This window comes from Serratia sp. GW822-FHT06E05, assembly GCF_058799445.1.
The window spans coordinates 39,269-62,100 of the sequence record NZ_JBXALM010000002.1 but is presented as its reverse complement, the minus strand read 5'-3'; the positions used below and the strand labels follow the sequence as shown (position 1 = coordinate 62,100).

At 50.8% G+C, this 22,832-nt stretch carries 37 protein-coding genes; 26 read left to right on the top strand and 11 right to left on the bottom strand.

Features of this window, described 5'->3' with window-relative positions:
- Positions 1-19: 19 nt before the first annotated feature.
- The 10 genes from AC1RKC_RS07855 to AC1RKC_RS07810 form a co-directional block, all read right to left on the bottom strand.
- The gene (locus AC1RKC_RS07855; RefSeq protein ID WP_493092382.1) at positions 20-358 is read right to left on the bottom strand and encodes a hypothetical protein; all 339 of its coding nucleotides are present in this window, start codon (positions 356-358) and stop codon (positions 20-22) included.
- Positions 351-785: a hypothetical protein gene (locus AC1RKC_RS07850; protein ID WP_493092383.1), complete on the bottom strand. Its 435-nt coding sequence runs from the start codon at positions 783-785 to the stop codon at positions 351-353. Before AC1RKC_RS07850 ends, AC1RKC_RS07855 begins: the two co-directional genes overlap by 8 nt.
- Positions 786-795: 10 nt before the next feature.
- Positions 796-1,104 carry a hypothetical protein gene (locus AC1RKC_RS07845; protein ID WP_493092384.1) on the bottom strand — a complete coding sequence of 103 codons (309 nt, stop codon included), beginning with the start codon at positions 1,102-1,104 and terminating at the stop codon, positions 796-798.
- Between the two features lies 1 nt (position 1,105).
- Positions 1,106-1,522 carry a hypothetical protein gene (locus tag AC1RKC_RS07840; RefSeq protein WP_493092385.1) on the bottom strand — a complete coding sequence of 139 codons (417 nt, stop codon included), beginning with the start codon at positions 1,520-1,522 and terminating at the stop codon, positions 1,106-1,108.
- Entirely contained in the window at positions 1,522-1,779 is a 258-nt protein-coding gene (locus AC1RKC_RS07835; protein ID WP_493092386.1) for a hypothetical protein, read from the bottom strand. The genes AC1RKC_RS07840 and AC1RKC_RS07835 overlap by 1 nt, the downstream gene beginning before the upstream one ends.
- Positions 1,776-2,222 carry an HNH endonuclease gene (locus AC1RKC_RS07830; protein WP_493092387.1) on the bottom strand — a complete coding sequence of 149 codons (447 nt, stop codon included), beginning with the start codon at positions 2,220-2,222 and terminating at the stop codon, positions 1,776-1,778. Before AC1RKC_RS07830 ends, AC1RKC_RS07835 begins: the two co-directional genes overlap by 4 nt.
- Complete coding sequence (locus AC1RKC_RS07825) at positions 2,215-2,880, bottom strand: ASCH domain-containing protein (protein WP_493092388.1); 666 nt, start codon at positions 2,878-2,880, stop codon at positions 2,215-2,217. The genes AC1RKC_RS07830 and AC1RKC_RS07825 overlap by 8 nt, the downstream gene beginning before the upstream one ends.
- Positions 2,877-3,170: a hypothetical protein gene (locus AC1RKC_RS07820; protein ID WP_493092389.1), complete on the bottom strand. Its 294-nt coding sequence runs from the start codon at positions 3,168-3,170 to the stop codon at positions 2,877-2,879. Before AC1RKC_RS07820 ends, AC1RKC_RS07825 begins: the two co-directional genes overlap by 4 nt.
- A gap of 1 nt (position 3,171) precedes the next feature.
- Positions 3,172-3,807: a 3'-5' exonuclease gene (locus tag AC1RKC_RS07815; RefSeq protein WP_493092390.1), complete on the bottom strand. Its 636-nt coding sequence runs from the start codon at positions 3,805-3,807 to the stop codon at positions 3,172-3,174.
- A 1,232-nt stretch (positions 3,808-5,039) separates the two neighbouring features.
- A complete protein-coding gene (locus AC1RKC_RS07810) occupies positions 5,040-5,633 on the bottom strand; it encodes a helix-turn-helix domain-containing protein (protein WP_493092391.1) in 594 nt (197 codons plus the stop codon).
- A gap of 110 nt (positions 5,634-5,743) precedes the next feature.
- On the opposite strand from AC1RKC_RS07810, the gene AC1RKC_RS07805 reads away from it, so the two are divergent.
- From AC1RKC_RS07805 to AC1RKC_RS07770, 8 genes are all read left to right on the top strand, one after another.
- Positions 5,744-5,941, top strand: coding sequence for a YdaS family helix-turn-helix protein (locus AC1RKC_RS07805; RefSeq protein ID WP_493092392.1), 198 nt, complete (start codon positions 5,744-5,746; stop codon positions 5,939-5,941).
- 60 nt (positions 5,942-6,001) lie between these two features.
- Complete coding sequence (locus tag AC1RKC_RS07800; protein ID WP_493092393.1) at positions 6,002-6,535, top strand: YmfL family putative regulatory protein; 534 nt, start codon at positions 6,002-6,004, stop codon at positions 6,533-6,535.
- A 198-nt stretch (positions 6,536-6,733) separates the two neighbouring features.
- Positions 6,734-7,654 (top strand): conserved phage C-terminal domain-containing protein, encoded by a 921-nt coding sequence (locus AC1RKC_RS07795; RefSeq protein WP_493092394.1) that lies wholly within the window; start codon positions 6,734-6,736, stop codon positions 7,652-7,654.
- Positions 7,635-8,372 carry an ATP-binding protein gene (locus tag AC1RKC_RS07790; protein ID WP_493092395.1) on the top strand — a complete coding sequence of 246 codons (738 nt, stop codon included), beginning with the start codon at positions 7,635-7,637 and terminating at the stop codon, positions 8,370-8,372. Before AC1RKC_RS07795 ends, AC1RKC_RS07790 begins: the two co-directional genes overlap by 20 nt.
- Positions 8,369-8,713 carry a hypothetical protein gene (locus AC1RKC_RS07785; RefSeq protein WP_261159124.1) on the top strand — a complete coding sequence of 115 codons (345 nt, stop codon included), beginning with the start codon at positions 8,369-8,371 and terminating at the stop codon, positions 8,711-8,713. The genes AC1RKC_RS07790 and AC1RKC_RS07785 overlap by 4 nt, the downstream gene beginning before the upstream one ends.
- Complete coding sequence (locus AC1RKC_RS07780) at positions 8,710-9,279, top strand: MT-A70 family methyltransferase (protein WP_493092396.1); 570 nt, start codon at positions 8,710-8,712, stop codon at positions 9,277-9,279. Before AC1RKC_RS07785 ends, AC1RKC_RS07780 begins: the two co-directional genes overlap by 4 nt.
- Positions 9,276-9,656, top strand: a complete 381-nt coding sequence (locus tag AC1RKC_RS07775; protein ID WP_493092397.1) for a RusA family crossover junction endodeoxyribonuclease — start codon at positions 9,276-9,278, stop codon at positions 9,654-9,656. Before AC1RKC_RS07780 ends, AC1RKC_RS07775 begins: the two co-directional genes overlap by 4 nt.
- A complete protein-coding gene (locus AC1RKC_RS07770; protein ID WP_493092398.1) occupies positions 9,644-10,642 on the top strand; it encodes a DUF968 domain-containing protein in 999 nt (332 codons plus the stop codon). The genes AC1RKC_RS07775 and AC1RKC_RS07770 overlap by 13 nt, the downstream gene beginning before the upstream one ends.
- Here the strand turns inward: AC1RKC_RS07770 and AC1RKC_RS07765 are convergent.
- Positions 10,639-10,893, bottom strand: coding sequence for a hypothetical protein (locus AC1RKC_RS07765; RefSeq protein WP_493092399.1), 255 nt, complete (start codon positions 10,891-10,893; stop codon positions 10,639-10,641). The two genes, AC1RKC_RS07770 and AC1RKC_RS07765, sit on opposite strands and share 4 nt — an antisense overlap.
- A gap of 397 nt (positions 10,894-11,290) precedes the next feature.
- On the opposite strand from AC1RKC_RS07765, the gene AC1RKC_RS07760 reads away from it, so the two are divergent.
- The 18 genes from AC1RKC_RS07760 (at position 11,291) to AC1RKC_RS07675 (ending at position 22,829) form a co-directional block, all read left to right on the top strand.
- Positions 11,291-11,719 (top strand): antiterminator Q family protein, encoded by a 429-nt coding sequence (locus AC1RKC_RS07760; RefSeq protein ID WP_493092440.1) that lies wholly within the window; start codon positions 11,291-11,293, stop codon positions 11,717-11,719.
- A gap of 101 nt (positions 11,720-11,820) precedes the next feature.
- A complete protein-coding gene (locus AC1RKC_RS07755) occupies positions 11,821-12,465 on the top strand; it encodes a hypothetical protein (protein WP_493092400.1) in 645 nt (214 codons plus the stop codon).
- 134 nt (positions 12,466-12,599) lie between these two features.
- Positions 12,600-13,628, top strand: a complete 1,029-nt coding sequence (locus AC1RKC_RS07750) for a DNA-methyltransferase (protein ID WP_493092441.1) — start codon at positions 12,600-12,602, stop codon at positions 13,626-13,628.
- Positions 13,629-13,786: 158 nt separating this feature from the next.
- Positions 13,787-14,035, top strand: coding sequence for a phage holin (locus AC1RKC_RS07745; RefSeq protein WP_493092401.1), 249 nt, complete (start codon positions 13,787-13,789; stop codon positions 14,033-14,035).
- Positions 14,035-14,565 (top strand): lysozyme, encoded by a 531-nt coding sequence (locus tag AC1RKC_RS07740; RefSeq protein WP_493092402.1) that lies wholly within the window; start codon positions 14,035-14,037, stop codon positions 14,563-14,565. The genes AC1RKC_RS07745 and AC1RKC_RS07740 overlap by 1 nt, the downstream gene beginning before the upstream one ends.
- A 100-nt stretch (positions 14,566-14,665) precedes the next feature.
- On the top strand, positions 14,666-15,040 hold the full coding sequence (locus AC1RKC_RS07735; RefSeq protein ID WP_493092403.1) for a DUF2570 family protein: 375 nt from the start codon (positions 14,666-14,668) through the stop codon (positions 15,038-15,040).
- Positions 15,027-15,197: an Rz1-like lysis system protein LysC gene (lysC, locus tag AC1RKC_RS07730; RefSeq protein WP_493092404.1), complete on the top strand. Its 171-nt coding sequence runs from the start codon at positions 15,027-15,029 to the stop codon at positions 15,195-15,197. Before AC1RKC_RS07735 ends, lysC begins: the two co-directional genes overlap by 14 nt.
- Entirely contained in the window at positions 15,194-15,442 is a 249-nt protein-coding gene (locus tag AC1RKC_RS07725; RefSeq protein WP_493092405.1) for an Acb2/Tad1 domain-containing protein, read from the top strand. The genes lysC and AC1RKC_RS07725 overlap by 4 nt, the downstream gene beginning before the upstream one ends.
- An 84-nt stretch (positions 15,443-15,526) precedes the next feature.
- Entirely contained in the window at positions 15,527-15,817 is a 291-nt protein-coding gene (locus tag AC1RKC_RS07720; RefSeq protein ID WP_493092406.1) for a hypothetical protein, read from the top strand.
- Between the two features lie 23 nt (positions 15,818-15,840).
- Positions 15,841-16,101, top strand: coding sequence for a DNA polymerase III subunit theta (locus tag AC1RKC_RS07715; protein WP_234530800.1), 261 nt, complete (start codon positions 15,841-15,843; stop codon positions 16,099-16,101).
- 62 nt (positions 16,102-16,163) lie between these two features.
- Positions 16,164-16,412: a DUF2560 family protein gene (locus AC1RKC_RS07710; RefSeq protein WP_234530799.1), complete on the top strand. Its 249-nt coding sequence runs from the start codon at positions 16,164-16,166 to the stop codon at positions 16,410-16,412.
- 112 nt (positions 16,413-16,524) lie between these two features.
- Positions 16,525-16,734, top strand: coding sequence for a hypothetical protein (locus tag AC1RKC_RS07705; RefSeq protein WP_493092407.1), 210 nt, complete (start codon positions 16,525-16,527; stop codon positions 16,732-16,734).
- Positions 16,735-16,743: 9 nt separating this feature from the next.
- Positions 16,744-18,204 (top strand): glycosyltransferase family 2 protein, encoded by a 1,461-nt coding sequence (locus tag AC1RKC_RS07700; protein WP_493092408.1) that lies wholly within the window; start codon positions 16,744-16,746, stop codon positions 18,202-18,204.
- On the top strand, positions 18,186-18,803 hold the full coding sequence (locus AC1RKC_RS07695) for a hypothetical protein (protein ID WP_493092409.1): 618 nt from the start codon (positions 18,186-18,188) through the stop codon (positions 18,801-18,803). The genes AC1RKC_RS07700 and AC1RKC_RS07695 overlap by 19 nt, the downstream gene beginning before the upstream one ends.
- A complete protein-coding gene (locus AC1RKC_RS07690; protein ID WP_261439747.1) occupies positions 18,772-19,122 on the top strand; it encodes an HNH endonuclease in 351 nt (116 codons plus the stop codon). The genes AC1RKC_RS07695 and AC1RKC_RS07690 overlap by 32 nt, the downstream gene beginning before the upstream one ends.
- Before the next feature lie 198 nt (positions 19,123-19,320).
- Positions 19,321-19,794, top strand: coding sequence for a phage terminase small subunit P27 family (locus AC1RKC_RS07685; protein WP_261439746.1), 474 nt, complete (start codon positions 19,321-19,323; stop codon positions 19,792-19,794).
- A gap of 3 nt (positions 19,795-19,797) precedes the next feature.
- Positions 19,798-21,525 (top strand): terminase large subunit, encoded by a 1,728-nt coding sequence (locus AC1RKC_RS07680; RefSeq protein WP_261439745.1) that lies wholly within the window; start codon positions 19,798-19,800, stop codon positions 21,523-21,525.
- Positions 21,525-22,829: a phage portal protein gene (locus AC1RKC_RS07675; RefSeq protein WP_493092410.1), complete on the top strand. Its 1,305-nt coding sequence runs from the start codon at positions 21,525-21,527 to the stop codon at positions 22,827-22,829. Before AC1RKC_RS07680 ends, AC1RKC_RS07675 begins: the two co-directional genes overlap by 1 nt.
- Positions 22,830-22,832: the final 3 nt, after the last annotated feature.

Here is a 22,832-nt window from a genome sequence, read left to right as displayed (position 1 = left end):
TTAATTCAATCGTGACATGTCACACTGTTAATTTTGTTTCGTGCCAGCCAAGGGTAAGCCAGCATGTTGACTCACCCACACATGGGCACTCGGTAACCGGTAATAGATCGCCGCATTTCTTGCATGATCGCTTCTGCTGGTGGGCCAAAGTTTGCTGGTACTCAGCATGACACCGGCGAATTAGCATGCCGACAACCTCGTTGAACTCATAGGGCTCACGGCCAGGGCGCAAACCTGACAAAAGCACTTGTGCCATCTGTTCTTCTTCGGGTTCCAACTGCAACTCACGAATGACTATCCCGCCTTTCCGCTGCCGCGCCCGTTGTGCGGCTTTGCGTTCTGCATCTGTCTTAGCCATTGCCGCCCTCCGGTGCCGCTGCCTGAATAAGCGATAGGACATACTCAGCTTGCTGGTCTTCGATAACGCTGCAGTCCTTGTACATGAGAATTTTAGCGCCCGTTGATTCATCGAGCCGCCAGTCAACTACGCTTTGTACTGCTGGCGCTGGCGGGGCGGTGAAAATTGCAGTGTCGTCTTCAGGTGCGCCGTTATGCCAAACCACACCTTTTCGACCTGATACGGTGGTATAGAACACCGCAGGCTGCGTCTCCCGGTTAGCCGCCCGCGCGATGTCGATCAACTTGCGGATTGTTGCGCTGGTTCCGCCAATATCCTCCAGTTTGCAGAGCAATTCGAATTCTGCTTCCTGGCTTCCTGATGCCTCTGAATGCACCGCCGCTTCATAAATTTCCTGCATCGCTTCAGTCGTTAGTGTCTGTGTCATGCATCCTCCCTCAGTCCCAGCACAATGTTGATGCGAAATAGGCACCTCGGCACGGCGTATCGCGTGGGTGGTTCCAACTGCCGTAACCATCCTGACCGCCAATCGGGCTTACCTTGTACCAGGATTGGTAATATCGAGCGGTGCGCGCCCAAGTCTCAGCAATGTCGCTATCGATTTGGTCGTGATTTACCGCTGCCTGGATAATATCGGCTTCGGTATAGTCGCCGCGCATAACCAGAAACCGGCAATCATCTGACGTCAGATATTCAACAGCGCCATCGTTCAGGCCTTTCTTCGTTGGCTTGATTAATTCAGTCATCCTACTCATCCCCCTCGACCTTGAACCCGGCGGCGCGAACAGCATTGGCGCAATAATCAACAGCGGCATTAAAACCGTCACCGGCAAATGGCACGTTGCTAGAATCGACTTTTTTCAACCGCACCGGCGCAGCCAGCTTGGCTTCCAGCTCTGCGCGTTCTTCACGCCATGAGTCACGCATAGCTAATGTCCCTGCCTGCCATGTATCCCTGTCTCGCTCCAGCTCGGCGATGCGCTTATCCTTCGCTTCCAGCTCTGCCAGCAGGGCGGATACGTACTCTTGCGAGTAGAGCGCATCGCTATACCGTGCCTGCACATCAACGGATAGATCTGCTTTGTCACTATTTGATTTCGAAATATCAAGCTGACTATGCATCCACGCCACCGGCTTGCTCAGTTTGCTCAGCTTATTGTCCATCAGGAACGCTCCTGCAATTTAATCCCGCTGCAATCTAAAAGCTCTGCAACCTTCTCCATGCCTTCATCGAATTCACAAAACTCGATAGTTCCAGTGAATGCAGGATCTTCCCCTGCCGCGGTTAATTTCCGCATGGATTCTTCAGTCAGATAAACGTACCAGTAGCTCCAATCCTCTGGCCCGGCGCGGTCGTATTCCATTGTTGCTTCAAGCCCTTTAGCCTTCAGGGCTGCAGTAATTTTTTTTCTGGTGCTCATAATGCTTTCTCCTGGGCTTCAGCCCGCTCAAACCAAAAAACGACCGGGGCATCCTTCACCTCAACGAGGCCGAAGCGCTCAGCAGTGCGGAAATTGACGCTGTACTGCCGCGCTCTCTCCGCCTGGGCTGCTATTTGCTCCCGGAACGTCTCGAGGCTGAAGGTAGCTTTGAAGCTGAAGGTAGCTTTGAACAGGTTGCACGGTGCGCAAGCTGGGTTTAGGTTCTCTATGCAATCGCGACTTTCGTGCCAGACCTTGCCGGTAGCCTTCAGCTTGAATAAGCCTTTGGCCGCTGCCGCCATGTCTTGCTCTGATTCACGCATAACAGGTTCAACATGGTCGGCATGCCAGCCTTTATCTGGAAGAGGGCAGCCGCAGTACGCGCACCGGCCGCCGAACTTCTCCCGCAATTCAGCGCGCTGCGCCTTTGTCAGCTTAGCCATGCTGGGCCCCCACACGCTTGAACTCGATCGCCCACACCCAGGGATTAGCACCCCAGCTTTCTTCCCCGTAAATGGACTGCCATAGGCGCTGGAATGCAACTTTGGCTGTAGCAAAGTCGCCCTTTGGCGTCAGGAATGTGTCTGGATAATCCGGCAGCATTTCGCCAGCCGGTTTTACGCCTTCAGCCCTGGCATCCCCCTCACTGATGCTGTTCAGTCGCACAACGCGAACAGCGGTGATTTCCAGCAGGATGCGGGATGCCCAGCGCGGCATGTGGATTGATGGAGTCCACTTCTCCGGCGACACCTGTTTATTACAAACCGAAACCGACACGCGTCGGGTTTGCTCAGTCCATGAGTTTCGCTCACTTGCCCGATAAACAAGCGTGGAAACGTCAGTTGCGCGACTATGAACCCTGAATGCCTCCCGCACCCACAGCCGCTCTCCTACCTGGCCGAATGGGCAATGTTCGCGGTAATAGCTCTGGCTGTTGGCGTGGTCGATGCTGGACTCCAGCGGATAGCATTCGCCTACCTGTGAAGCTACGTCGATCAGGTGAAGATGCCGATCACTTACCACTTGCCGCGTCTGGGTCTTGCGGCCGTCGAGAATGACGCGCACCATGTCGCCGTTGAAGATGATAGGGCGCTCTTTCATTTGGCCTCCCGCAGCTCGTCGCCTTCGAATTTCGTCCCACAGAGAGGGCAATAACTCATCATGCAAAGGTGATCTGCCTTGGTCTGGTTGCTAGCCAGTCCTCCGCCTTTGCGCTTGCGGTAATAGCGGAATTTAAAATTCATCGCCACCGGAGAATGATCGCCACCGTTGAAGTTGTAGAGCGAGTTCTCGAACCCAGCATCTTCAATCTCACCAAGCGCATCGCCGACCTTCTCAGAAATGCGTTGCTTGAACAGAGCGGCTGTTTTTTCAAAGCAATTACAGGCCATGTTATTTATCCTCCTGAAGGCAGGAGGCGATTTGCTGGCTATTCAACTGATAGGCAATAGCCATCTGCTCTGCGTCGTTCATAGCGTCATGCAGGGAGTTATGCTTAACCATCGCGAAGCATGGCTGGTGGGTTTTAGGCAGGTAACCTTTATTGCCTTTTGTCATGGCATCGATATAGGTCCGCACATCACGCTTTCCGCCCCAGTGCCACGGACATTCGATCCCATACATGCGGTAGGCATGCTCAAGGATAGAGCCGTCGAAGTCGGTGCCACGGAAGAAGATCCGCGCATCGGGGTGTTGCTTAATCCAGTTGGACAGCAGCCCAAGAGATTGACACAGAGGTTCGCGGTCACCGACTAAAGCTTCCTGCGCCTCTTCGCCTTGCTTGCGCCAGAAACGCAGGGTTTCTTCGCTGACGGTACGGCCTTTCATCAACTGATCGAAGGTATCAACCAGGCAGTAAAATGCATTGGTCGAGTAGTCTGCCAGCTCACCCTCACGCGCTACCTTGATGATGTTTTGCTGGGTCTGGAGAACATCGTCAATATTGAAAGCAAACGCGCCGATAGAGAGCAGCACTGCAGATGGAAGAGTGTCCAACGTCTCTGTATCGATCGTGATTGTGTTGATCATCGTTAATTACTCCCCACTGATTTTCGGCAAAGCGAAGCCCTGCCAGAATTGGCAACTTTTCGCAGAGTGAAAATCGGGTTTTAAGAATGGAGGCCAGACACCCGCATAGCGCTGGCTCCCGGTTAATTACTCACACATCAGGTGGCGCACCGCGCCGGGGCTTTATACTGTGTAAAGGGATAAGGGGAACCCGAAACAGTACGCCACCTGATATGTGAAAAAAATGCGGCTGACACCAACCCAAATCAGAGCAGCCGCAAAGGCTTCACTACACACAGCAAAACTCCGCCGGATATCTGCGCTTGCTTTCGCTGCCGTGCCGCCGGCGCGGCGCATAATGTGTGGTGATGGTAGTCGAACCCACAGACGGAGAGGGAGCCCGTCTATCACCGGATACCACATCGAGATGCTCACTCATGAGTTAGGATCCTCCACCGCTCCCAGAACTAAGGGAAAGGGCGAGTGAGCATTCCGATGTGCGCCGGTTACCCGGCGACTGCCACCAAAACCATAAAGCCAACAGCCAACCAAAAATCCAGACACAAAACAGTTACTGCCAACCACCATGCGCCACGTTCACTCATGATTGCCTCGGTGCGCCCCGTAGAGCGCTTGGTTAGTTCAACCGAACGCGACGACTGTGTAACACCCATACTTAATGTCATTAGTTGACAGGGCGCTCAGGTTGTAGCGTTTAGCGCAGGTTATGTCGGTATTTGATACCGGGCGACCGATATGGAAGCGGCCATAAGACCCCGCCTTATTGGTTGCGCCAGAAACTACCTTGCCGAAGATTGTTTTTGCCATCGTGTAACCCTCTGCTGTGACCCTGGTAAGCGAATCATCCCGATCTTCGTGTGCCTCGGGCGGCTACTTCGTGGGCGTCCTGCCTGTTCGCTGTTGATGAAACCGATAATAGCCAAGAGTATTTTTTAAGGCAATAGTAAAAACCGATATTTAAAACCAAAAAGTATAAACATGTGAAAATTAAAGATATTTTTTTATAGGTTTAAGTATCAGATTTATATTTGCTTGGGTTGTTGTTTGATGGGCAGGCAGACGTGATGTTTTGACTTATGTGGAGAAATAATTAATGCTAATAAAAAATAACTGTACATATAAACAGTATTTTTTGGGTGATTTTTCCAGGGGGAGTTTATGCTAGCAATGTTAGTTAGGAGAGGCGTCGGGATTTATGAAGAAGAAACCCTGCAAGTGCAGGGTATCGATTCTTACATTCTGAAGTCACGTAAAAGTAGGATAACTACCCCTACAATGGTATCTGAATTTACCTCTATCAAAGGAACGCGATTATCATCTACCGACAAGAAACCGTGAGAGCTGCCATCTAGAAATCTATAAGCAGATAGATTTGAACCAACTTTAGCGATCACCAGATCTCCCGTGCCAGGGGTCGCGACTGTATCTACAATCACGATTGAACCAGCCGGCGCATCTGCACAGCCACTATTTCTCTTTAAGATATAAGCTCGCCAAGATGGTAATGGCTTTCCTTTTGGAGAGATAACAAAGTCATCTGTTTCTCCATCTTCATCCCAAATTGGTATCTGGATAGACCGATCAAGGCGAGCAGGTACATAATCATCATTTTGTACCATCTCCCCAACCCCATTAGCGAGCCAATCTACATTTACAGCTAAGGCATTGGCGATATCTACAAGCTTTCTCGAAGCTTTAGCTTTACCACTAGCAAGGCGCCATATGGTTGGCTGAGCGACTCCTGACGCTTCAGCTAGGGCTGCCTGCGTCATATTGTCTCGTAAAGTCATAGCCTTCTTCAGGCGTTCAGCAAGAGTCGTTTTCATAAATCCAAATCTATAGGCGAGAGTATCGCTCGTCAAACACTGCTAAGTGTTGTCTTTGGTGATACTCACTGCTATTATTTTTATTCAACGAATACCTTAAGGAGTTGCAAATGAATGAGGTCATAAAGAAGGCAATTAACATAGCAGGGAGCCAATACAAGTTAGCCGTTCTTTGCGGGGTTAAACAACCAACAGTGTGTCGTTGGTTACATGGAGGGGGGCTCGATGCAAAACATGTTCTACCAATAGTTAACTCCACAAAGGGGAAAATATCAGCACAAGAAATTTTGTTATCTCTTGAGCCTTAATCATTCGTTGATGTTAACGATTTAAAGCTTAACCAAAAACCACAGAAGCGGAGAAATCTTGTGGACAACAAAGACTTTCCTACCCAGGACGACATCAGCGACGCGATACACAAGCTGATAACTCAGTTCCCAGGCAAATACAGCGCGATGGCGAAAGAGTTGGATCCCGTAGCCGGCACTGAAAACGCACTACGTAACCGCGTCCGCCAAGTATCAGGGCAGGTGGTGCCGCTGGGTATGGCAGTAGAAATGGAGTCAATCTCAGGCCGTAGCGATATCACCGAGGCGATGTGTAAGCACGCAGGTGGCGTATTCGTGAAGCTGCCGGAAATCGAGCAGATGGGCAATGAGGAGCTGCTTTACAAATTTAACGATCTGCTGGCGTCTCTGGGCCAGTTCGCACGCTTCCATAACGAGTCAACCTCTGACGGTGTATTGGACCGCGAAGAAAGCAAACGCATGAAAGCCAAGGGGTATCGGGTTCAGTGTTTGGTGGCGGAAATCATGGTTGTTACAGAGTTGTTGTTTGGAGAGGGTGACGCCACAGATATGCGGTCTGTGGCGTCGGGCGCATTAACTAAACGTGTGGAGTAATTAACGCATGAACAGAGTAACAGAATCTCGTTTGCGTGGGCAATTTCGTTGTGTAGCTGCAAGCTGCGCTAAACCGCCGGTGCCGTTGCGTTATGTGATGAGAATACCGGGCGGCTGGTTACCTGTCACCCACAGCGCTTTGCAGGAAGTTGTGGATCGCTTTAAGTATTTGGCACTGCCAGCGCCGAGGGTTATTGCATGAGCGTAAAAGTCTCCAGCTATGTATGGGACGGCTGCGCTGCGCACGGTGTAAAGGGTACCAAGCTGCTTGTAATGCTTCGTCTGGCTGACTTCTCGAATGATGAGGGGATCTGCTATCCGGGGATTGAGAAAATCGCCCGTGAGATTGGTGCTGGCCGTAGTACGGTCACGACTGCGATCGGCGAATTAGAAAATGATGGATGGCTGACGCGCAAGGAACGCCGTAGAGGTCAGCGCAACGACAGCAATATTTACACCCTGAATGTGCCAAAGCTGAAAGCAGCGGCGTTAAGCGTCGAGTCTCACCGTCCAGTTTCTGACACGTCAGAATCTGACCATTCAAAATCTGACATGTCAGGATCTGAACGTTCAGAATCCGACCGTTCAGAAAACATGAAAAAAGGCAGTTCTCACCAGCCAGAATCTGGGGGGGATCCGTCAGTAAATTCAAAACAAGATCCATCAGTAATAAAACCTACTTGTCAGCCTGCTGCGCAGACCGACCCTGAAGTGTTGATCACTGACCAGGCCAAGGACGTTTTAAAACACCTGAACCTGGTAACCGGTTCACGCTACCAGACCTCGAAAAGCTCACTGGAGAATATTCGGGCACGACTGCATGACGGGTTTACCCCTGAACAACTCATTTTGACGGTCGATTACTTGACTGCGAAGTGGGGGAACGACCTGGCTATGTCTGATTATCTTCGGCCTTCGACCCTATTCGGCCCGTCTAAATTCCCAGGTTACCAGCAGTCCAGCAATGCCTGGGCCAAAAAAGGGCGTCCGGCCTACGTCAACGGGAAATGGCAGACCAGCACTAACCACCGAGTAACCCCGGCCACTGGCGCAATACCGCCGGGCTTCAGCAATGGCTTACCAAACACTGGAGGTGATCATGATGGCATCGTCAACTGATGTGATGGCACGCTTGCTGGCGCTCAAACCGGCACATGTGCAGCCACGTTTTACAACCGTCGAAGGGTGGAAGCAGTTTCAAGCTGAAGAGGCGCAAAAGTCAAATCAGCAGATCACGGATCGGAACCGCCAAGCTCGAATGGAAAAGGTTATTGGTCGTTCAGGCATCCAGCCGTTGCACCAGAAATGTTCCTTCAGCAATTTCGTTGTGGAATGCCCGGAACAGCAGGCTGCACTGGATGCCGCTAAGGGGTATGTGGCGTCATTTGGAAACACGCATGGCGGGTTCATTTTCTCTGGTAATACCGGTACCGGGAAAAACCACCTGGCCAGTGCGATGGCAAGGAACCTGATTGCGCGTGGCCACTCCGCGATGGTCATGACAGTAGCCGAGCTGTATGAAAACCACCGATCCACGTTCAGCAAAGACAGCCCAGTGAAAGAATCCGATTTGCTACGTGACCTATGTCGTTTGGATCTGTTGGTGCTGGACGAAGTTGGACTGCAGAAGGGAAGTGATTACGAGATCAACCTATTGACTAACATCGTTGACCGCCGCCAGCTGCAGTTGAAGCCAACGGGCATGCTGACCAACAAAACCTACGACGAAATGGTGAAGATGGTCGGTGAGCGGATCATGGATCGCCAAACTGATGGCGGTATTTGGGTGCCATTCACATGGGCCAGCATGCGCAGTCGCAAAGGGGGCAAGGTATGAAAAAGTTATCGATCCCGGTGGACGTATTCGAAAGCGACCGTATCAACAGCGGTATTCGCCGCCTGGTGCGTGCAGGCGTCCTGAAAGATAAGCCAGACAGTCAGGTATGCCGTGTCCGCAATGCCGCCGCCGGTGCCACGTGGCGCACTCTGCGTGACCTTGAATTACTGGTAGCGCAGATGTACGGAATTTACGACACGCAACCCGCTATCAGCGCTCGACTGCGTGAATTCAGCAAGCCCTACCAAGGCCTGGTCAAGGAACGCCGGGTAGAGAAAAGCGAGTCAGGAAAATATGTGTATTTCTACCGTCTGGTAGCTGTAGAGGAGCAGGCCGCATGAAGTATTCACTGATTTACGCGGATCCACCATGGACATACAACGATAAATGCGCTGATGGAAAGCGCGGTGCAGGTTTCAAATATCCAACCATGAGCGTAGCGGACATATGCCGGTTACCGGTATGGGATCTGGCTGCTGATTCTTGCCTGCTGGCAATGTGGTGGGTACCAACTCAACCCGAAGAAGCGCTGCAGGTGATGCGATCTTGGGGTTACCGCCTGATGACGATGAAGGGCTTCACCTGGCACAAAACCAATCGTGTGAAGGGAGGGAGTGCGATCGGTATGGGGTGGATGACCCGAGCCAACAGCGAAGACTGTTTGTTTGCAATCAAAGGCAAGCTGCCACCGCGCCTGGATGCATCCATTTGCCAACACGTCACCGCGCCACGCATGCAGCACAGCGCAAAACCTGAAGCGTTCCGCGAGAAGCTGGTTCAGCTGTTAGGGGATGTCCCTCGTATCGAACTATTCGCGCGTCAGCAGGCAGAAGGTTGGGATAGCTGGGGAAATCAGTGCGATCAGTCGGTGGCATTGGTTCCTGGCAAGGCAGAGGTGGTGGTATGAATTTGATGTTGCCATTCCTCCCAAGCGTTAACGGCTACTGGCGTTCGCCTAACAAGGGATCATCCAGTGGTCGCACTTTGGTCAGTGAGCGCGGCAGGGCATTTCAGGCAGAAGCTATCGCTCAGGTGATGGAACAACTGCGCCGCCGGCCGAAGCCAATCAGTGCAGACATATCCGTAGCGGTTGTGTTCTACCCGCCAACTAAAGCCCGTCGTGACCTGGATAACTTTTTCAAGGCGCTATTTGACGCCATGACACAGGCTGGTGTGTGGCTCGATGACAGCCAGATTAAGCATATCGATGCCAAGTGGGGGCCAGTCATCAAGGGCGGCAAGGTTGAACTACAGATCAGCGAGGTGGTGCCATGCGTGGGCTGATAAAAGGGTTCATTGTTCGCGAGCTGGGACAAGTAATCTTTAAGCCTGATGCTGAACTTCTGCCTATGTTTGGTGATCGGGTGCTCGTGGCCACGGTACCTACAGAGTTTCGCGATATGCCATCTGGTGCGCTGCCGGCAGTTAAGCAGCAGTTAGCCAGTGATCCGCGTTTCCGCCCATTCTTTCAACATGAGCGTGTTCTTGCTGCTGCTGGTGGCATCAACAGCCTGGAGAGTTGGCTGGGTCGCCGTAACGAATGCCAGTGGAAATGCGCCGAGGATGATTATCACGACAAGAACATGGAGACCATGCGTTATGGTGCCGGTGCTATTCGTTTGTGCTGGCACCATGCGAACTTGTACCGGGATAAGACCATGGATGAGTTATCAGCCATAGCAGATCAAAATATTGCTGACTTCGTGGTGTACCGGGCCAGAATTCACTTCATGTTTGATGAGAGCCACCAACTGACTTTACCTGAACTCTGCTGGTGGGCCTGGGTGAATGAAGTCATTGATCTGATCCCGGATGATGTCGCTGCCGCCTCGTTACGCATTAAGCCGCGCACCATCCCAACAGGGCACCGAAGAGAGGCTGACATTACCCCCGGCTTGTCGCCTACCCAGCAGATAGCGGAGATAGCTAAGAAGGCAGTGAAGACGCTTGTTATCGATCCGGCACCGCCAAAATCATTCTTCAAGTTACCAAAGCGCGAGCGGTGGGAAAGCAAAGCGTACCTTCAGTGGGTTAAGTCACAGCTATGCGTTATTCGAGGCATCCAGGCTGACGATGCGCACCACATCATTGGTTATGGACAGGGAGGGATGGGTACCAAGGCGCATGACCTTTTCACTATCCCATTATGCCGAGAAGAACACGATGCATTACACCGTGACCCGTCACGATGGGAAGCGGAACACGGTAGCCAGATCGAACTGTGGTTCAGGTTTATTGACCACTCGTTATCGATCGGTGCAATTAATTAAATTCCTAATAATTGCTTTACATAATAAAGGACTAATCCGCCAATCACGGCGGCAATTACTGACGAGATAATGGTTTTGTAATACTGCTTAAAATAGCCTCGTATTCCAATAGGCTTAGGTTCTTCAGTGAGCGTACCTGAGGAGTTACCTGAGCCATCAAAATTCTTTATGGATTTGGATTTTAACATTTGCGTAGCTACTGTTTTATTGTTTTCAAGCTTAACATTATCAGCATTATCAATCTCAAACATAGGTTTGTTGCTATTTTTTGGCATTAAAAAGATCTCGAATAAAAATTGCAATTTTGGATGGTGTTGATGGTGGGTTACTAAAGCTTTGAATGTTTCTATCTAAGTAAATATTTTTTGTCTCGGTGAACTTGATTGCTGTATCGACATCATGAAATGAACAATCATGAGCATAAAAATCACGCAGGCCGTTAACCTTTATACCAATTTTATAATTAGTTAATGAGATGTTGCTAAATTCTGGCATGTTATTGTATTTTAAGGTTTTATTCATTTTTTCGTGATTTTTATAGTTTTCGATTTTACATGTTATTAAATATTTACAAATACTTATACATGGTATTTTATACAGTTCTTTAGTGGGCGTGCGGGCTCTTTTTAATGATGTGGAGGATTAATGATGAGAGATATTCAGGCAGTATTAGAACGTTGGGGCGGCTGGGCGTCAGGTGATAACTGCGGGGTGGACTACTCACCAATCGCTGCGGGGTTTAAGGGATTATTGCCCCAAATAGGGAAATCACGGCTGTCATGCTGTGATGATGACGGACTGGTCATTGAAGGATGTATGGCTCAGTTGAAACGCCGGCGCCCTGATGAATATCAGTTGGTAGTTCTGCACTACATCTTCAACATACAGAAGCGGGCTATAGCCAGGGCATTCAAGAAGGATGAGAAGCTGATCCGGATAGGCTTACAGATGGGGGAAAATTTCATTGAAGGCTGTCTGGCGATGCTGAACATCCGGCTTGAAATGGACCCGGAAACAGAGCGTGAAAATATTTATGAAAAACCTCTAACGCGGTCCGCAAATTGTGTTTTAGTCTGATAAGAGTGGTTACGCAGTCACGTAGCTTATGAACTTTAAAAACCTCGCATTAGCGGGGTTTTTTGTTAAAATCCTCCAATAAAAATGGAGGGTGAATGTACATGTTGGAACTTCTTAGCCTATTAAATAATAATTTAAATACTTTAACGGTTAATGTAAATTCAGATAAGGACTTGGTGGATATAGTCTCTCTGATATCGCCCATGATTATAGGTCTTGCGGCATTATGGCTTTCTTACAAATCTGCGAAAGCAAGCACATCTACTGCTAAGAGTGCAGCATTGCTTCAAATGGAAATGGAGGTGGCGACCAAACTAAAGTATGAGTGGCTTAATTCCATCAGAGATTTATCATCAAAATTTTCTACATCTGTAGATCTTATATTAACTCTTAGCTATAGGCTAAACTCAATTGTAAATTTTTTGAAACATAATAATGAAGTTGGCTCAAAAACCACTGATGATAAGGGTGTTAATGAGAATAGGATTGCTGTTCACAATGCTCTTTTTGAAGAGCAAAAAAATTTAAGGTCCCTTTCTAAAAAGATAATGCTATATTTTGATGGTGGCGATTACCCTGAGATAACTAATCTAGCAAAAGAAATTGTGAAAATTTCATGCGGAGAAAATCCAGCAAATTATTTTAATGATATAACCACGAAGTTGGGTGAGTTAGAGGGGGAGTTTTATAATATTATTAACACGGAATGGAGGGCTATGATTAGTTTTCCATCCAAAGATAAATAATAGAGTTTGTGAATTGGGCGGCGGTCAGTGTGTTAGTGCACGCTGACCGCCAGGTGCTCATGTCGAAGAGTCACAAGCAACCTTTGCCCGCGCTGCTATCAACAGCAGGACGAGCCTACCAAATAAGGGCGCTTATGATATCTAGCACTAGTCTTGTCAACGCTGACACACTCGAATACATCAAAACCCTGCCTGATGACTGCATCGATCTGATAGCCACTGACCCGCCTTATTTCCGGGTGAAATCCTGCGACTGGGATAACCAATGGAAGAGCGAGGCCGAGTATTTAGCCTGGCTGGATTCATTGCTGGTGGAGTTCTGGCGGGTGCTTAAGCCTAACGGTAGTCTTTATATGTTCTGCGGCAGCCGGTTAGCACCAGATACTGAGTTGTTGGTGCGTCAGCGGTTCGACGTGCTTAGCCATATCGTATGGGCTAAGCCATCAGGCCCGTGGCGGCGCCAGAATAAAGAGAGCCTACGCACTTATTTCCCGGCAACAGAGCGGATCATATTCGCTGGCCATTATGCAGGACCGCTGCAACCGAAAGTTGATGGATATGCGGCCAAATGCATTGAGCTGAAGCAAAACGTCTTCAAACCGCTGATCGATTATTTCCAGTCAGCGCGGCAATCACTCGGCGTTACTTCAAAACAGATTCATTCGGCAACAGGCCGACAGATGGCAAGCCATTGGTTTAGTGAAAGCCAATGGCAACTCCCCAGTGAAGAGCAATATCACAAGCTTCAGGTGTTGTTTGACCGTATAGCCAAAGAGAAGCATCAGGCTGGTGGATTAAGCCGACCCCACCATGACCTGGTAAAGGAATACCGGACGCTGAGCCGTGAATATCTGGATCTATGCCAGGAGTACAAATCATTGCGCCGCGTCTTCTCCGTTTCGGCGGCTGTTCCCTATACGGACGTTTGGCACTACCCGCCAGTGGCGTTCTATCCCGGTAAGCATCCATGTGAAAAGCCTGCAGAAATGATGGAGCACATCATTAACGCCAGCAGCCGCCCCGGTGACGTGGTGGCTGACTTTTTCATGGGTTCTGGATCAACGATAAAGGCTGCTATCAAGCTGGGCCGTATCGCGCTGGGTGTAGAGCTCGAGCAGGGCCGGTTTGAACAAACACAATCAGAGATCTACCCGGAAGAGTAAATAACGCCCTGGCCTAATCGCTGGGGTTTTTCGTATTTAGCCTCCTTGCCAAAACAGTCAACCACAACGCAAACACATCCTGTCTCTGAGTGACTACGGCGGGAGGCTAAACCATTTCTATCACCCGGAACCGGGACAGAACCCCGGAAGGGGGAGGTATGAGAATCATGCCGGAGAAAATCACAACATTCATTTCTTACTGCACCTCTGCAACGCTGGTGTGTGGAGGCAGCATTTTGCAATGGCTACATGACCTCGACTGGAATCAGGTTGCAGTGGTTGGCGGATTCGTGATCGGCGCTATCACTGCAGTGATGAACTTCTATTTCAAACATCGCCAGACGAAAGCCTATGAGAAAGCACTTAAGGCTGGGTATGTCACGCCACCACCGGCTGAGGATGCGTAATGGCTTCAATAAAGAGCAAACTTAGCGCGGCGATGTTGGCACTGATTGCTGCTGGTGCATCAGCCCCGGTGATGATGGCGCAGTTCCAGAGTGAGAAAGAAGGGCAGCGGCAGACGGCCTATCAGGATGCTGGTGGTATCTGGACTATCTGCGGTGGCGTGACCACAGTTGACGGTCAGAAGGTGATTAAAGGCATGCGCTTGACTGCTGATCAATGCATGCGAATTGATGCAGCCGAGCAGAAAAAGGCCCTAGCCTGGGTAGACCGCAACGTCAAGGTGACACTGACTGAGCCTCAGAAAGTCGGTATTGCCTCATTCTGTCCGTGGAACATTGGCCCCAGCAAATGTTTCACTTCAACGTTCTACAAAAAACTGAATGCCGGTGATCGCCCTGGTGCATGCCGAGAGATCCGCCGCTGGATATTTGACGGTGGACGGGATTGCCGCATTCGTTCCAATAACTGTTTCGGCCAGGTGGCACGACGTGACCAAGAGGCAGAGCTCGCATGCTGGGGGTTGGATAAATGAGATACCTGCCATCTACAGCGTGTTTTATCGCTGCCGGGTTTATCGCTACCAGCGGCCATGATGGTTGGGGCTGGTTCCTGTTTGTCGGAGTGATCTTACTATGAACCGGGTTGCCGCAATCATTGCTGTAGTGCTTCTGACAATCTTCATCACATTGGCTTGGCTGGCGTTCTATTTCCACGGTAAAGCGGTAAAGGCTGGTGACCAGGTTAACCAGCAGGAAAAGACGCTGGCGCAGCAGTCAGGACTAATCTCAACCCTGCAAGAACAAGACCGGAAGAACAGAGCCTTAGCAGCAGAACAACAGCAAAGAGAGCAGCAACTGCGCCAGCAGGGTGAACGCTACCAGAGGGCATTACGTGAAGCACTTAAAAACGACAAATGTGGGAATAGTCCTATGCCTGCCGCTGTTATTGACCTCCTGCAGCAAAACGCTGCCACCGGCACCACAACAGATCGTGATGTTACCCCCTGAGTCCGTATTCACGCCATGTGAGCAACCTGCGCTACAGGGTGACACCTGGAGTGATGCTGTCAGCTATACGCTGTCGCTTCAGACCTCTCTACAGATTTGCGCTGGGCAGGTAATCACTTTGAACCAATGGCGGGCATCCGTCGGGAGAAAACAATGAGCGAAGCTAAACCGCAAGATGGCAGCACCGTAAAGGGATATCGCGAGCTGTCATTTGGAGAGATTGGCAAGATGAACCAATTCAAAGACATCAGCCGTCAGTTCATCAAGCTTTTACGTGAGCATGCTGGTGATGTACATGGCGATTGGGAAGCAACAGATTGGGCGCGGCATGCTGAGATAGACATGAAGCGTGCCTGTATGGCTGCCTGCCGTTCTGTGGCTCAGCCTGATGCTGATTGCTAAATCTCATATGCATTACAGGTGGCATTCACAGAGTGCCATCGATAATGCGCTATAATAGCCAAACATTTTGGTTGAGGAAAACGTATGGCTGAATACTTACTTTTTGGTGGTGGCTGGAATGGTCAAAAAACTATAGTCCCTGGTGAGCCGTTGAAAACGGTTTACGAAAGGCCTCGTGATAAAATGAAGCCAGCCATACAGCCTAGAGAATTTGCCCCACGTGCTATCGATGAAATCTTGAACTTTCAAGTTCATCATTATGTAAACGGCCAGCAAACGATTTTACTGGGAATATCCGATGGCGTGATGCCTGAAGACATAGATATTCAGCGAGCGATTGCCTTGGAAAGACCAATTCCTATAGCTGGGGTATAATCCTCCCAAACAGGAGGATCCCCATGACCAAATCATTCAACCTTGCCAACCTCTCCAAAGAGGACATGGATAAGACCAACGTAGACCTTGCCGCATCAGGCGTAGCGTACAAAGAGCGAATGAACCAGCCAGTGATAGCTGACCAGGTGGAGCGAGAGCAGCCTGAGCATTTGCGTGAATACTTCCGTGAGCGTGTGGCGCATTACCGAGAGGTGAGCAAGAGGCTACCTAACGGCTCCGCGCCGGTTTATCTGCAAATGGCAGAGGGCAACGGCAAGAAGTAACAGAACATCGATAACGACCCGCTTCGGCGGGTTTTTTTATGCCCGTAAACTGGAGGCTTTAAATGTCAGAAACGAAAGAGATCACCCAGGCGCAGAGCATCCGCCTAAAGCTTTTAAGCCTTGTAGGGTATGACACAGCCGCGGCAGCAGAAGCCATTAAGTTTGTGGATGACGACCCGGTAAAAGCAGAGTTGTTTGATATGCAATTCAACCGATTCAGTATGGATTACAACGATGTGATTTCGCGTACTGCAAAAGCGGTTCAAGAAAGCAAAGAAGCACTGATGCTTTTCGAGGTGCCAGCAGTATAAGCATCGCAACAGCCATTCAGTGAGTGGCTGATTCAATGCCACAACCAAGCCATCAACCTGCATTAGCGGGCTGGTGGCTTTTTTAATACCACTACCACCAAGAGAAACCACCATGTACACACTGAAAATTGTCACTGCAAACCGAAACGAAATCATCTATGCCGTTGACTCCATCGAATGGAAGCGGGTAGAGAAAACAATTTATGGCGATACCAGTACCGGTAATCCATTAAAGCTTACCCTCCTATCTGGTGATACTGCCTATCTGGTAAACAGCGATAACCGCACAGTGGCCACTTACACCAACCCAACCGAGAAGTAAGGTAGTACCATGCAGGTGATCATTGACGGTGTCCCATATGAGCCTGCTAACCAGCGGGCTTTTTCACGTATTGGAATAGCCATATCGACGCATCAACGTCCAGAAGTGCTGGCCAGGGCAATCGCTCAGCATATGAAACATTTGCCGCTTGGCTCGCTGGTGGTTGTTGTAGACGATGGCTCTGCCCCGGCGGCAGTTGTGCCTGATGGAATTAAACTTGTCAGGCATGATAAATCACTTGGTATTGTTGCAGCGAAAAATGCCAGCCTTGAGGCTCTAATGTCCGCCGGTTGCGAGCATTTGTTCTTGTGGGACGATGACGCATGGCCTATTGCTGACGGTTGGCATCTTCCATATATCGCATCGCCAGAGCCGCACTTGGCTTACCAGTTTCTTGACCTTGCTGGCCCGAGAAAGCTTCAGGATCTAGCGATGCTGCATTCTGATGATGAGCACGTTGCCTATACCGGACAGCGTGGCGTCATGCTGTACTACCACCGTAGCGCAATAGAAAAAGTTGGTGGCTTTGATCCGGTTTATGGTCGTGGAATGTACGAGCATAGCGATCTGGCTCTTCGCATTCACAACGCCGGGTTAACAACGTGGGCCTATGCCGACGTTATTGGTTCGGCCTCGCTTATTCATTCGCTTGACGAGCATGAAGCTGTAGAGCGTTCAGTACCAAAACCTGACCGTTTAGCGCTAGTGGATCGCAACGTGAAGATCCACAACGGTCGCCGTGATACGGGCTATACCGGTTACGTTGAATACAGGAAGCAGCGAGATGTGGTAATCACAACGTTGCTTACCAGCCAGCCTGACCCGCAACGCGGTAGCAGAATGCAGCCTGATCCTGCGGTGTTGACCTCTTGGGCTAAATCAATCCTGGGCGCTGATGCCGTAGTGCTGGCCGATCAGCTAACCTCCGCTCCTGATGCTGCTCAACTGGTTACCGTTTCGGATGTTGCAATGAACGTCTATTTCCGGCGCTGGTTGCATATCTGGCAGCACCTACGAGATCACCCTGAATACCGATTTGTCTGGTGCACTGATGGAACAGATGTCGAAATGCTGCGGGCGCCGTGGGCTGAAATGGAAGCCGGCAATGTCTATGTTGGCTCGGAGCCAAAGACCTATGCGGACACGTGGGCGAGCAATAAGCACCCTGAGCGCCTCTATCAAGATTTCCTGGTTCGGCATCGCAATGATGTGATGCTGAATGCTGGGTTGCTAGGCGGTCAGCGTGAAGACGTCATGGCGTTTGCACACGCCATTGTCCGCTTGTTCTATCGAATAGAAAGCTACCGGTTCTGGAAGATGGAGAAGGCATCTGCCGCGATTGGCGACATGATAGCGTTTGGTATCGTGGCTAAGTCATTCGGAGATCGCATCGTTACTGGCCCGTTGGTACACACCGTTTTCCGCACCGAGGGGACTGGTAAGGAGTATGCATGGTGGCAGCACAAATAAAGTTTGTTGTGGTAGGGCATCACTCTCGACAGGAACAGGCGTTAGCGTTGGCAACATTGCTGCAGGCACACCTGCTCATCGATGATGGTGACCATGGTGCCAACTGGAACCACCGTCGTGCGCTTGATTGGGCTGCCGTTCAGTCATGCCGCGTCGTCGTTCTGGAAGATGACGCGCTACCAGTGGCCAACTTCATACCCCAGGTTGAAGGCTGGTTATCGCGCCACCCTAATACGCTGGTTAGCTTTTATTTGGGTACCGGTCGCCCTCCGCAGTATCAGTTGCAGATTGCCGAACGGTTAATCTTGGCCGACAAGGCACGTGCAGACAGCATCACGCTTCCTCGCTTGATACATGGCGTTTGCTACAGCATTCCGCCACAGCATATTGAACGTGTGCTGACTCTTTGGGATACCCGCAAGCCAGCCGATTATGCAGTGGGTGATGCATATGGTGGCACTGTAGTTTACCCATGTTACTCACTCGTTGACCATGCTGATGTGACACCGGTTGAGCGCCACCCCGATAACACACCACGCACAGAACGCCGCCGGGCGTGGAGACTGGATGCCACAAAGAATACCGAGAGCATGCCGTAAACACGGATGCGCAAAAACAACCACAGACCGCTCTGGTTATTGCGATGGTCACCTTAATGAAGGGTGGCAGCAGCATCAGAACGGATTGAGCAGGCATCAACGCGGTTATGGTAGCGACTGGGATGTGAGGCGAGCCCGCATACTCAAGCGCGACAAGCATCTCTGCCAGGAATGTAAACGCAACGGCCGAGTGACCGATGCAAAGACCGTTGACCATATCAAACCAAAGGCACATGGGGGTACCGATGACGATTCGAATCTTGAAGCCCTGTGCTGGCCGTGTCACAAGAGAAAAACCGCGCGCGAACGCCTCAAATGATAGTCATTCTCTGGAAATTGATTACATTTGCAATTATTTGGATTGCAATGAGAAGTTTTATCATTTAGTGGGGAGGGCGGGTCAAAAGTTCAGGGCTTTAGGCCTATAGGACCGCCGCCTAAGTTTTTTTCACACACCCGCAGGTTACAAATCTTTTTTAGGGGTCCCCCGAGGATCGATTAATAGGAGTTTTCAATTATGTCCGGACCGCCGAAAACCCCGACAGCTCTGCGTTTGGTGAAGGGTAACCCATCCAAACGGGCTATCAACAAAGCCGAGCCAAAACCCCCTTCTGGGGTCCCCCCAATTCCAAAGCATTTTAATAAGCAGGAGAAATACTGGTTCAAGCGGATCGGGGAAGAGTTGGACTGTTCCAACGTGATCACAAAACTCGATGGCATGGCGCTGGAACTTCTCATCGGCGCATATGTTGAATGGCGTAAACACCGGGACGTAATTGATCAGGTTGGCGAGACGTACAACGTGACGAACATGCAGGGAGAAACTTTGGTAAAAGCTCACCCGCAGGTTGCGATGATGTCCGATGCCTGGAAACGCCTGCGGGCAATGATGTCTGAATTCGGTATGACTCCAGCCGCTCGCAGCAAAGTCAGCAGCGAAGGAAAAGGGGAAACCGATCCACTCGAAGAATTTTTGAAAAAGCGCAAATGATGAATGGCAACCGTTTCGGAAGGTATTCAGTACGCAGAGAGCGTGCTGGCTGGCGAGATTGTTGCTGGCGAACTGGTACACCTTGCGTGCCGGCGATTCCTTAACGATTTAGAGCATGGGCCGGAGCGCGGCGTCTACTTCAACGAGGATCGCGCCCAGCACATTCTCGACTTTTATGATTTTGTTCCCCACGTCAAGGGCGCACTGGCCGGCAAGCCGATAAAGCTGATGGCATGGCACGTCTTTATTCTGATTAACCTGTTTGGCTTCGTGATCCCGCTCATCGACGAGATGACCGGCGAACAGATGCTTGACGACGACGGTGACACCATTCTGGTGCGCCGTTTCCGCACCGCGTATGACGAGGTGGCGCGTAAAAATGCCAAGTCTACGCTGTCCTCGGGCATCGGCCTGTACATGACCGGTGCGGACGGCGAGGGCGGCGCGGAGGTTTATTCGGCGGCCACGACCCGAGACCAGGCGCGTATCGTTTTTGACGATGCTAAAAACATGATCAAGAAAGCGCCCCGTTCGCTGGGCCGCCTGTTTGGTCACGTTAAACTCAACATTCATCAGGAGCGCTCGGCTTCCAAGTTCGAGCCGCTTTCGAGCGACGCGAACAATCTCGACGGTTTGAACATCCACTGCGGCATTGTCGATGAGCTTCACGCTCACCGCACGCGTGACGTATGGGATGTATTGGAAACGGCGACGGGCGCCCGCCTGCAATCACTGCTTTTCGCCATTACCACGGCAGGATCGAATAAAGACGGCATCTGTTTTGAGCAGCGCGATTACGCCATCAAGGTGCTGCGCGGCGTGGTAGAGGACGATACCTATTTCGCAATGATTTATACCCTCGACGAAGGGGACGACCCCTTTGATGAAAGGAATTGGCCTAAGGCGAATCCGGGGCTGGGGATTTGCAAGCGCTGGGACGACATGCGCCGTTTGGCAAAAAAAGCCAAAGAGCAGATTGCCGCACGTCCTAACTTCTTTACCAAACATCTCAATATCTGGGTCACGGCCGAAAGCGCATGGATGGACATGGAGCGCTGGGCGAAGTGCGCAGGGCTGCCGACGGACGAACAACTGGCTAAATGGCCGATGTGGCTAGGCATCGACCTGTCGAACAAAATCGATATATGCGCCGCGGCAAAAACGTGGCTATCGCCGGAGGGACACACGTATTCCAAATATAAATTCTGGATCCCGGAGGGGCGGCTTGAAACGGCCCCGAACCATATCGCCGAACTTTACAGGAAATGGTCGGCGGAAGGCCACCTGGAGTTGACCGACGGTGACGTTATCGACCACGGCTATATCAAGGCCGAGATCGAAGCCTGGGTGAAAGGGGAGAGCCTGCGGGAAATCGCCTTCGACCCGTGGAGCGCCACGCAGTTCAGCCTGGCGCTGGCCGACGAGGGGCTGCCGCTGGTAGAGGTGGCACAGACGGTAAAAAACCTGTCCGAGTCAATGAAGACGGTGCAGGCGGATATCTACGGCAGCAAGTTCCATCACGACGGCAACCCCGTAATGACGTGGATGATGTCCAACGTGACCGTCAAGCCCGACAAAAATGACAACGTCTTTCCGAACAAGTCCACGCCGGAAAACAAAATTGATGGACCGGTGGCACTCTTTACTGCGAAAAGCCGCCTGATCGTCAATGGAGGTGATAAGCCGGACAACAGCGCGTTCTTCTACGATCCGATAATGATAGGTGTCTGATGAAATCCAAAAAACAACCGGGGCGCGTAAAAAGTGCCCTTTTAAATTGGCTCGGTGTACCTATCAGTTTGACCACCGGCACGTTTTGGCAGGAGTGGATGGGTACCAGCAGCAGCGGTAAAACGGTGACCGTCGATAAGGCGATCATGCTGTCTGCCGTCTGGGCCTGCGCACGGCTGCTAAGTGAGTCGGTATCAACGTTGCCGCTGAAAGTCTATAAGCGGGAAAAAGACGGTTCGCGTGCACTGGCGACCGATCACCCGGCCTATAAAGTGCTCTGTAAACAGCCTAATGGAGAAATGACGCCGTCCAGATTCATGTTGATGCTGGTGGCCAGCATCTGCATGCGGGGCAATGCCTTCATCGAAAAGCTGATGATCGGGCAAAAGGTTGTTGGCTTAAACCCGCTTCTTCCTCAAAACATGGTCGTTAAGCGCCTCGATAACGGGCAACTGCAGTACACATATACCGATAAAAACGGGCAGCGCGATATCCCCGTGAAAAACATGATGCACATCCGCGGATTCGGACTCGACGGCGTCTGCGGCATGATGCCGATGATGGTCGGGAGGGATATTATAGGTTCAGCCATGGCGGTTGAGGAATCAGCTGCGAAAATCTTTGAAAACGGCATACAGAACTCAGGATTTATCAGTGCTAAGACCGATATAAACGATGAACAAAGAGCGCGCTTAAAGCAAAACCTGAGTACGTTTGTGGGTTCAAAGAATGCCGGTAAGGTCATGGTGCTTGAAGGCGACATGACCTATCAGGGTATAACGATGAACCCCGAGGCGGCGCAGATGCTCGAGAGCCGTTCCTTCAGTATTGAAGAAATTTGCCGCTGGTTCCGGATCCCGCCGTTTATGGTCGGGCATATGACCAAGCAAAGCAGCTGGGCATCCAGCGTCGAAGGCATGAACCTTTTATTCCTGACTAACACGCTGCGCCCGCTATTGGTCAATATCGAGCAGGAGATAGGACGCTGCCTGCTCGGAAACGATGATGATTATTTTGCCGAATTCTCGGTGGAAGGTTTACTTCGCGCTGACAGCGCTGGGCGTGCGGCATATTACACCACGGCCTTGCAGAATGGCTGGATGAGCCGCAACGACGTTCGTAGGCTGGAAAATCTGCCTCCGATCCCGGGCGGCGATATTTATACTGTGCAACTTAACCTCACCGCGCTCGAGGATTTACGCCAAAACAACCAGGCAGCCAGAGCGAACGCACTACTCGAGCTTCATAACCAACTGTTCCCCGATATTTCTTTCGAACATTCCCCGCTTAAAAAGGCGGTTTAGGAG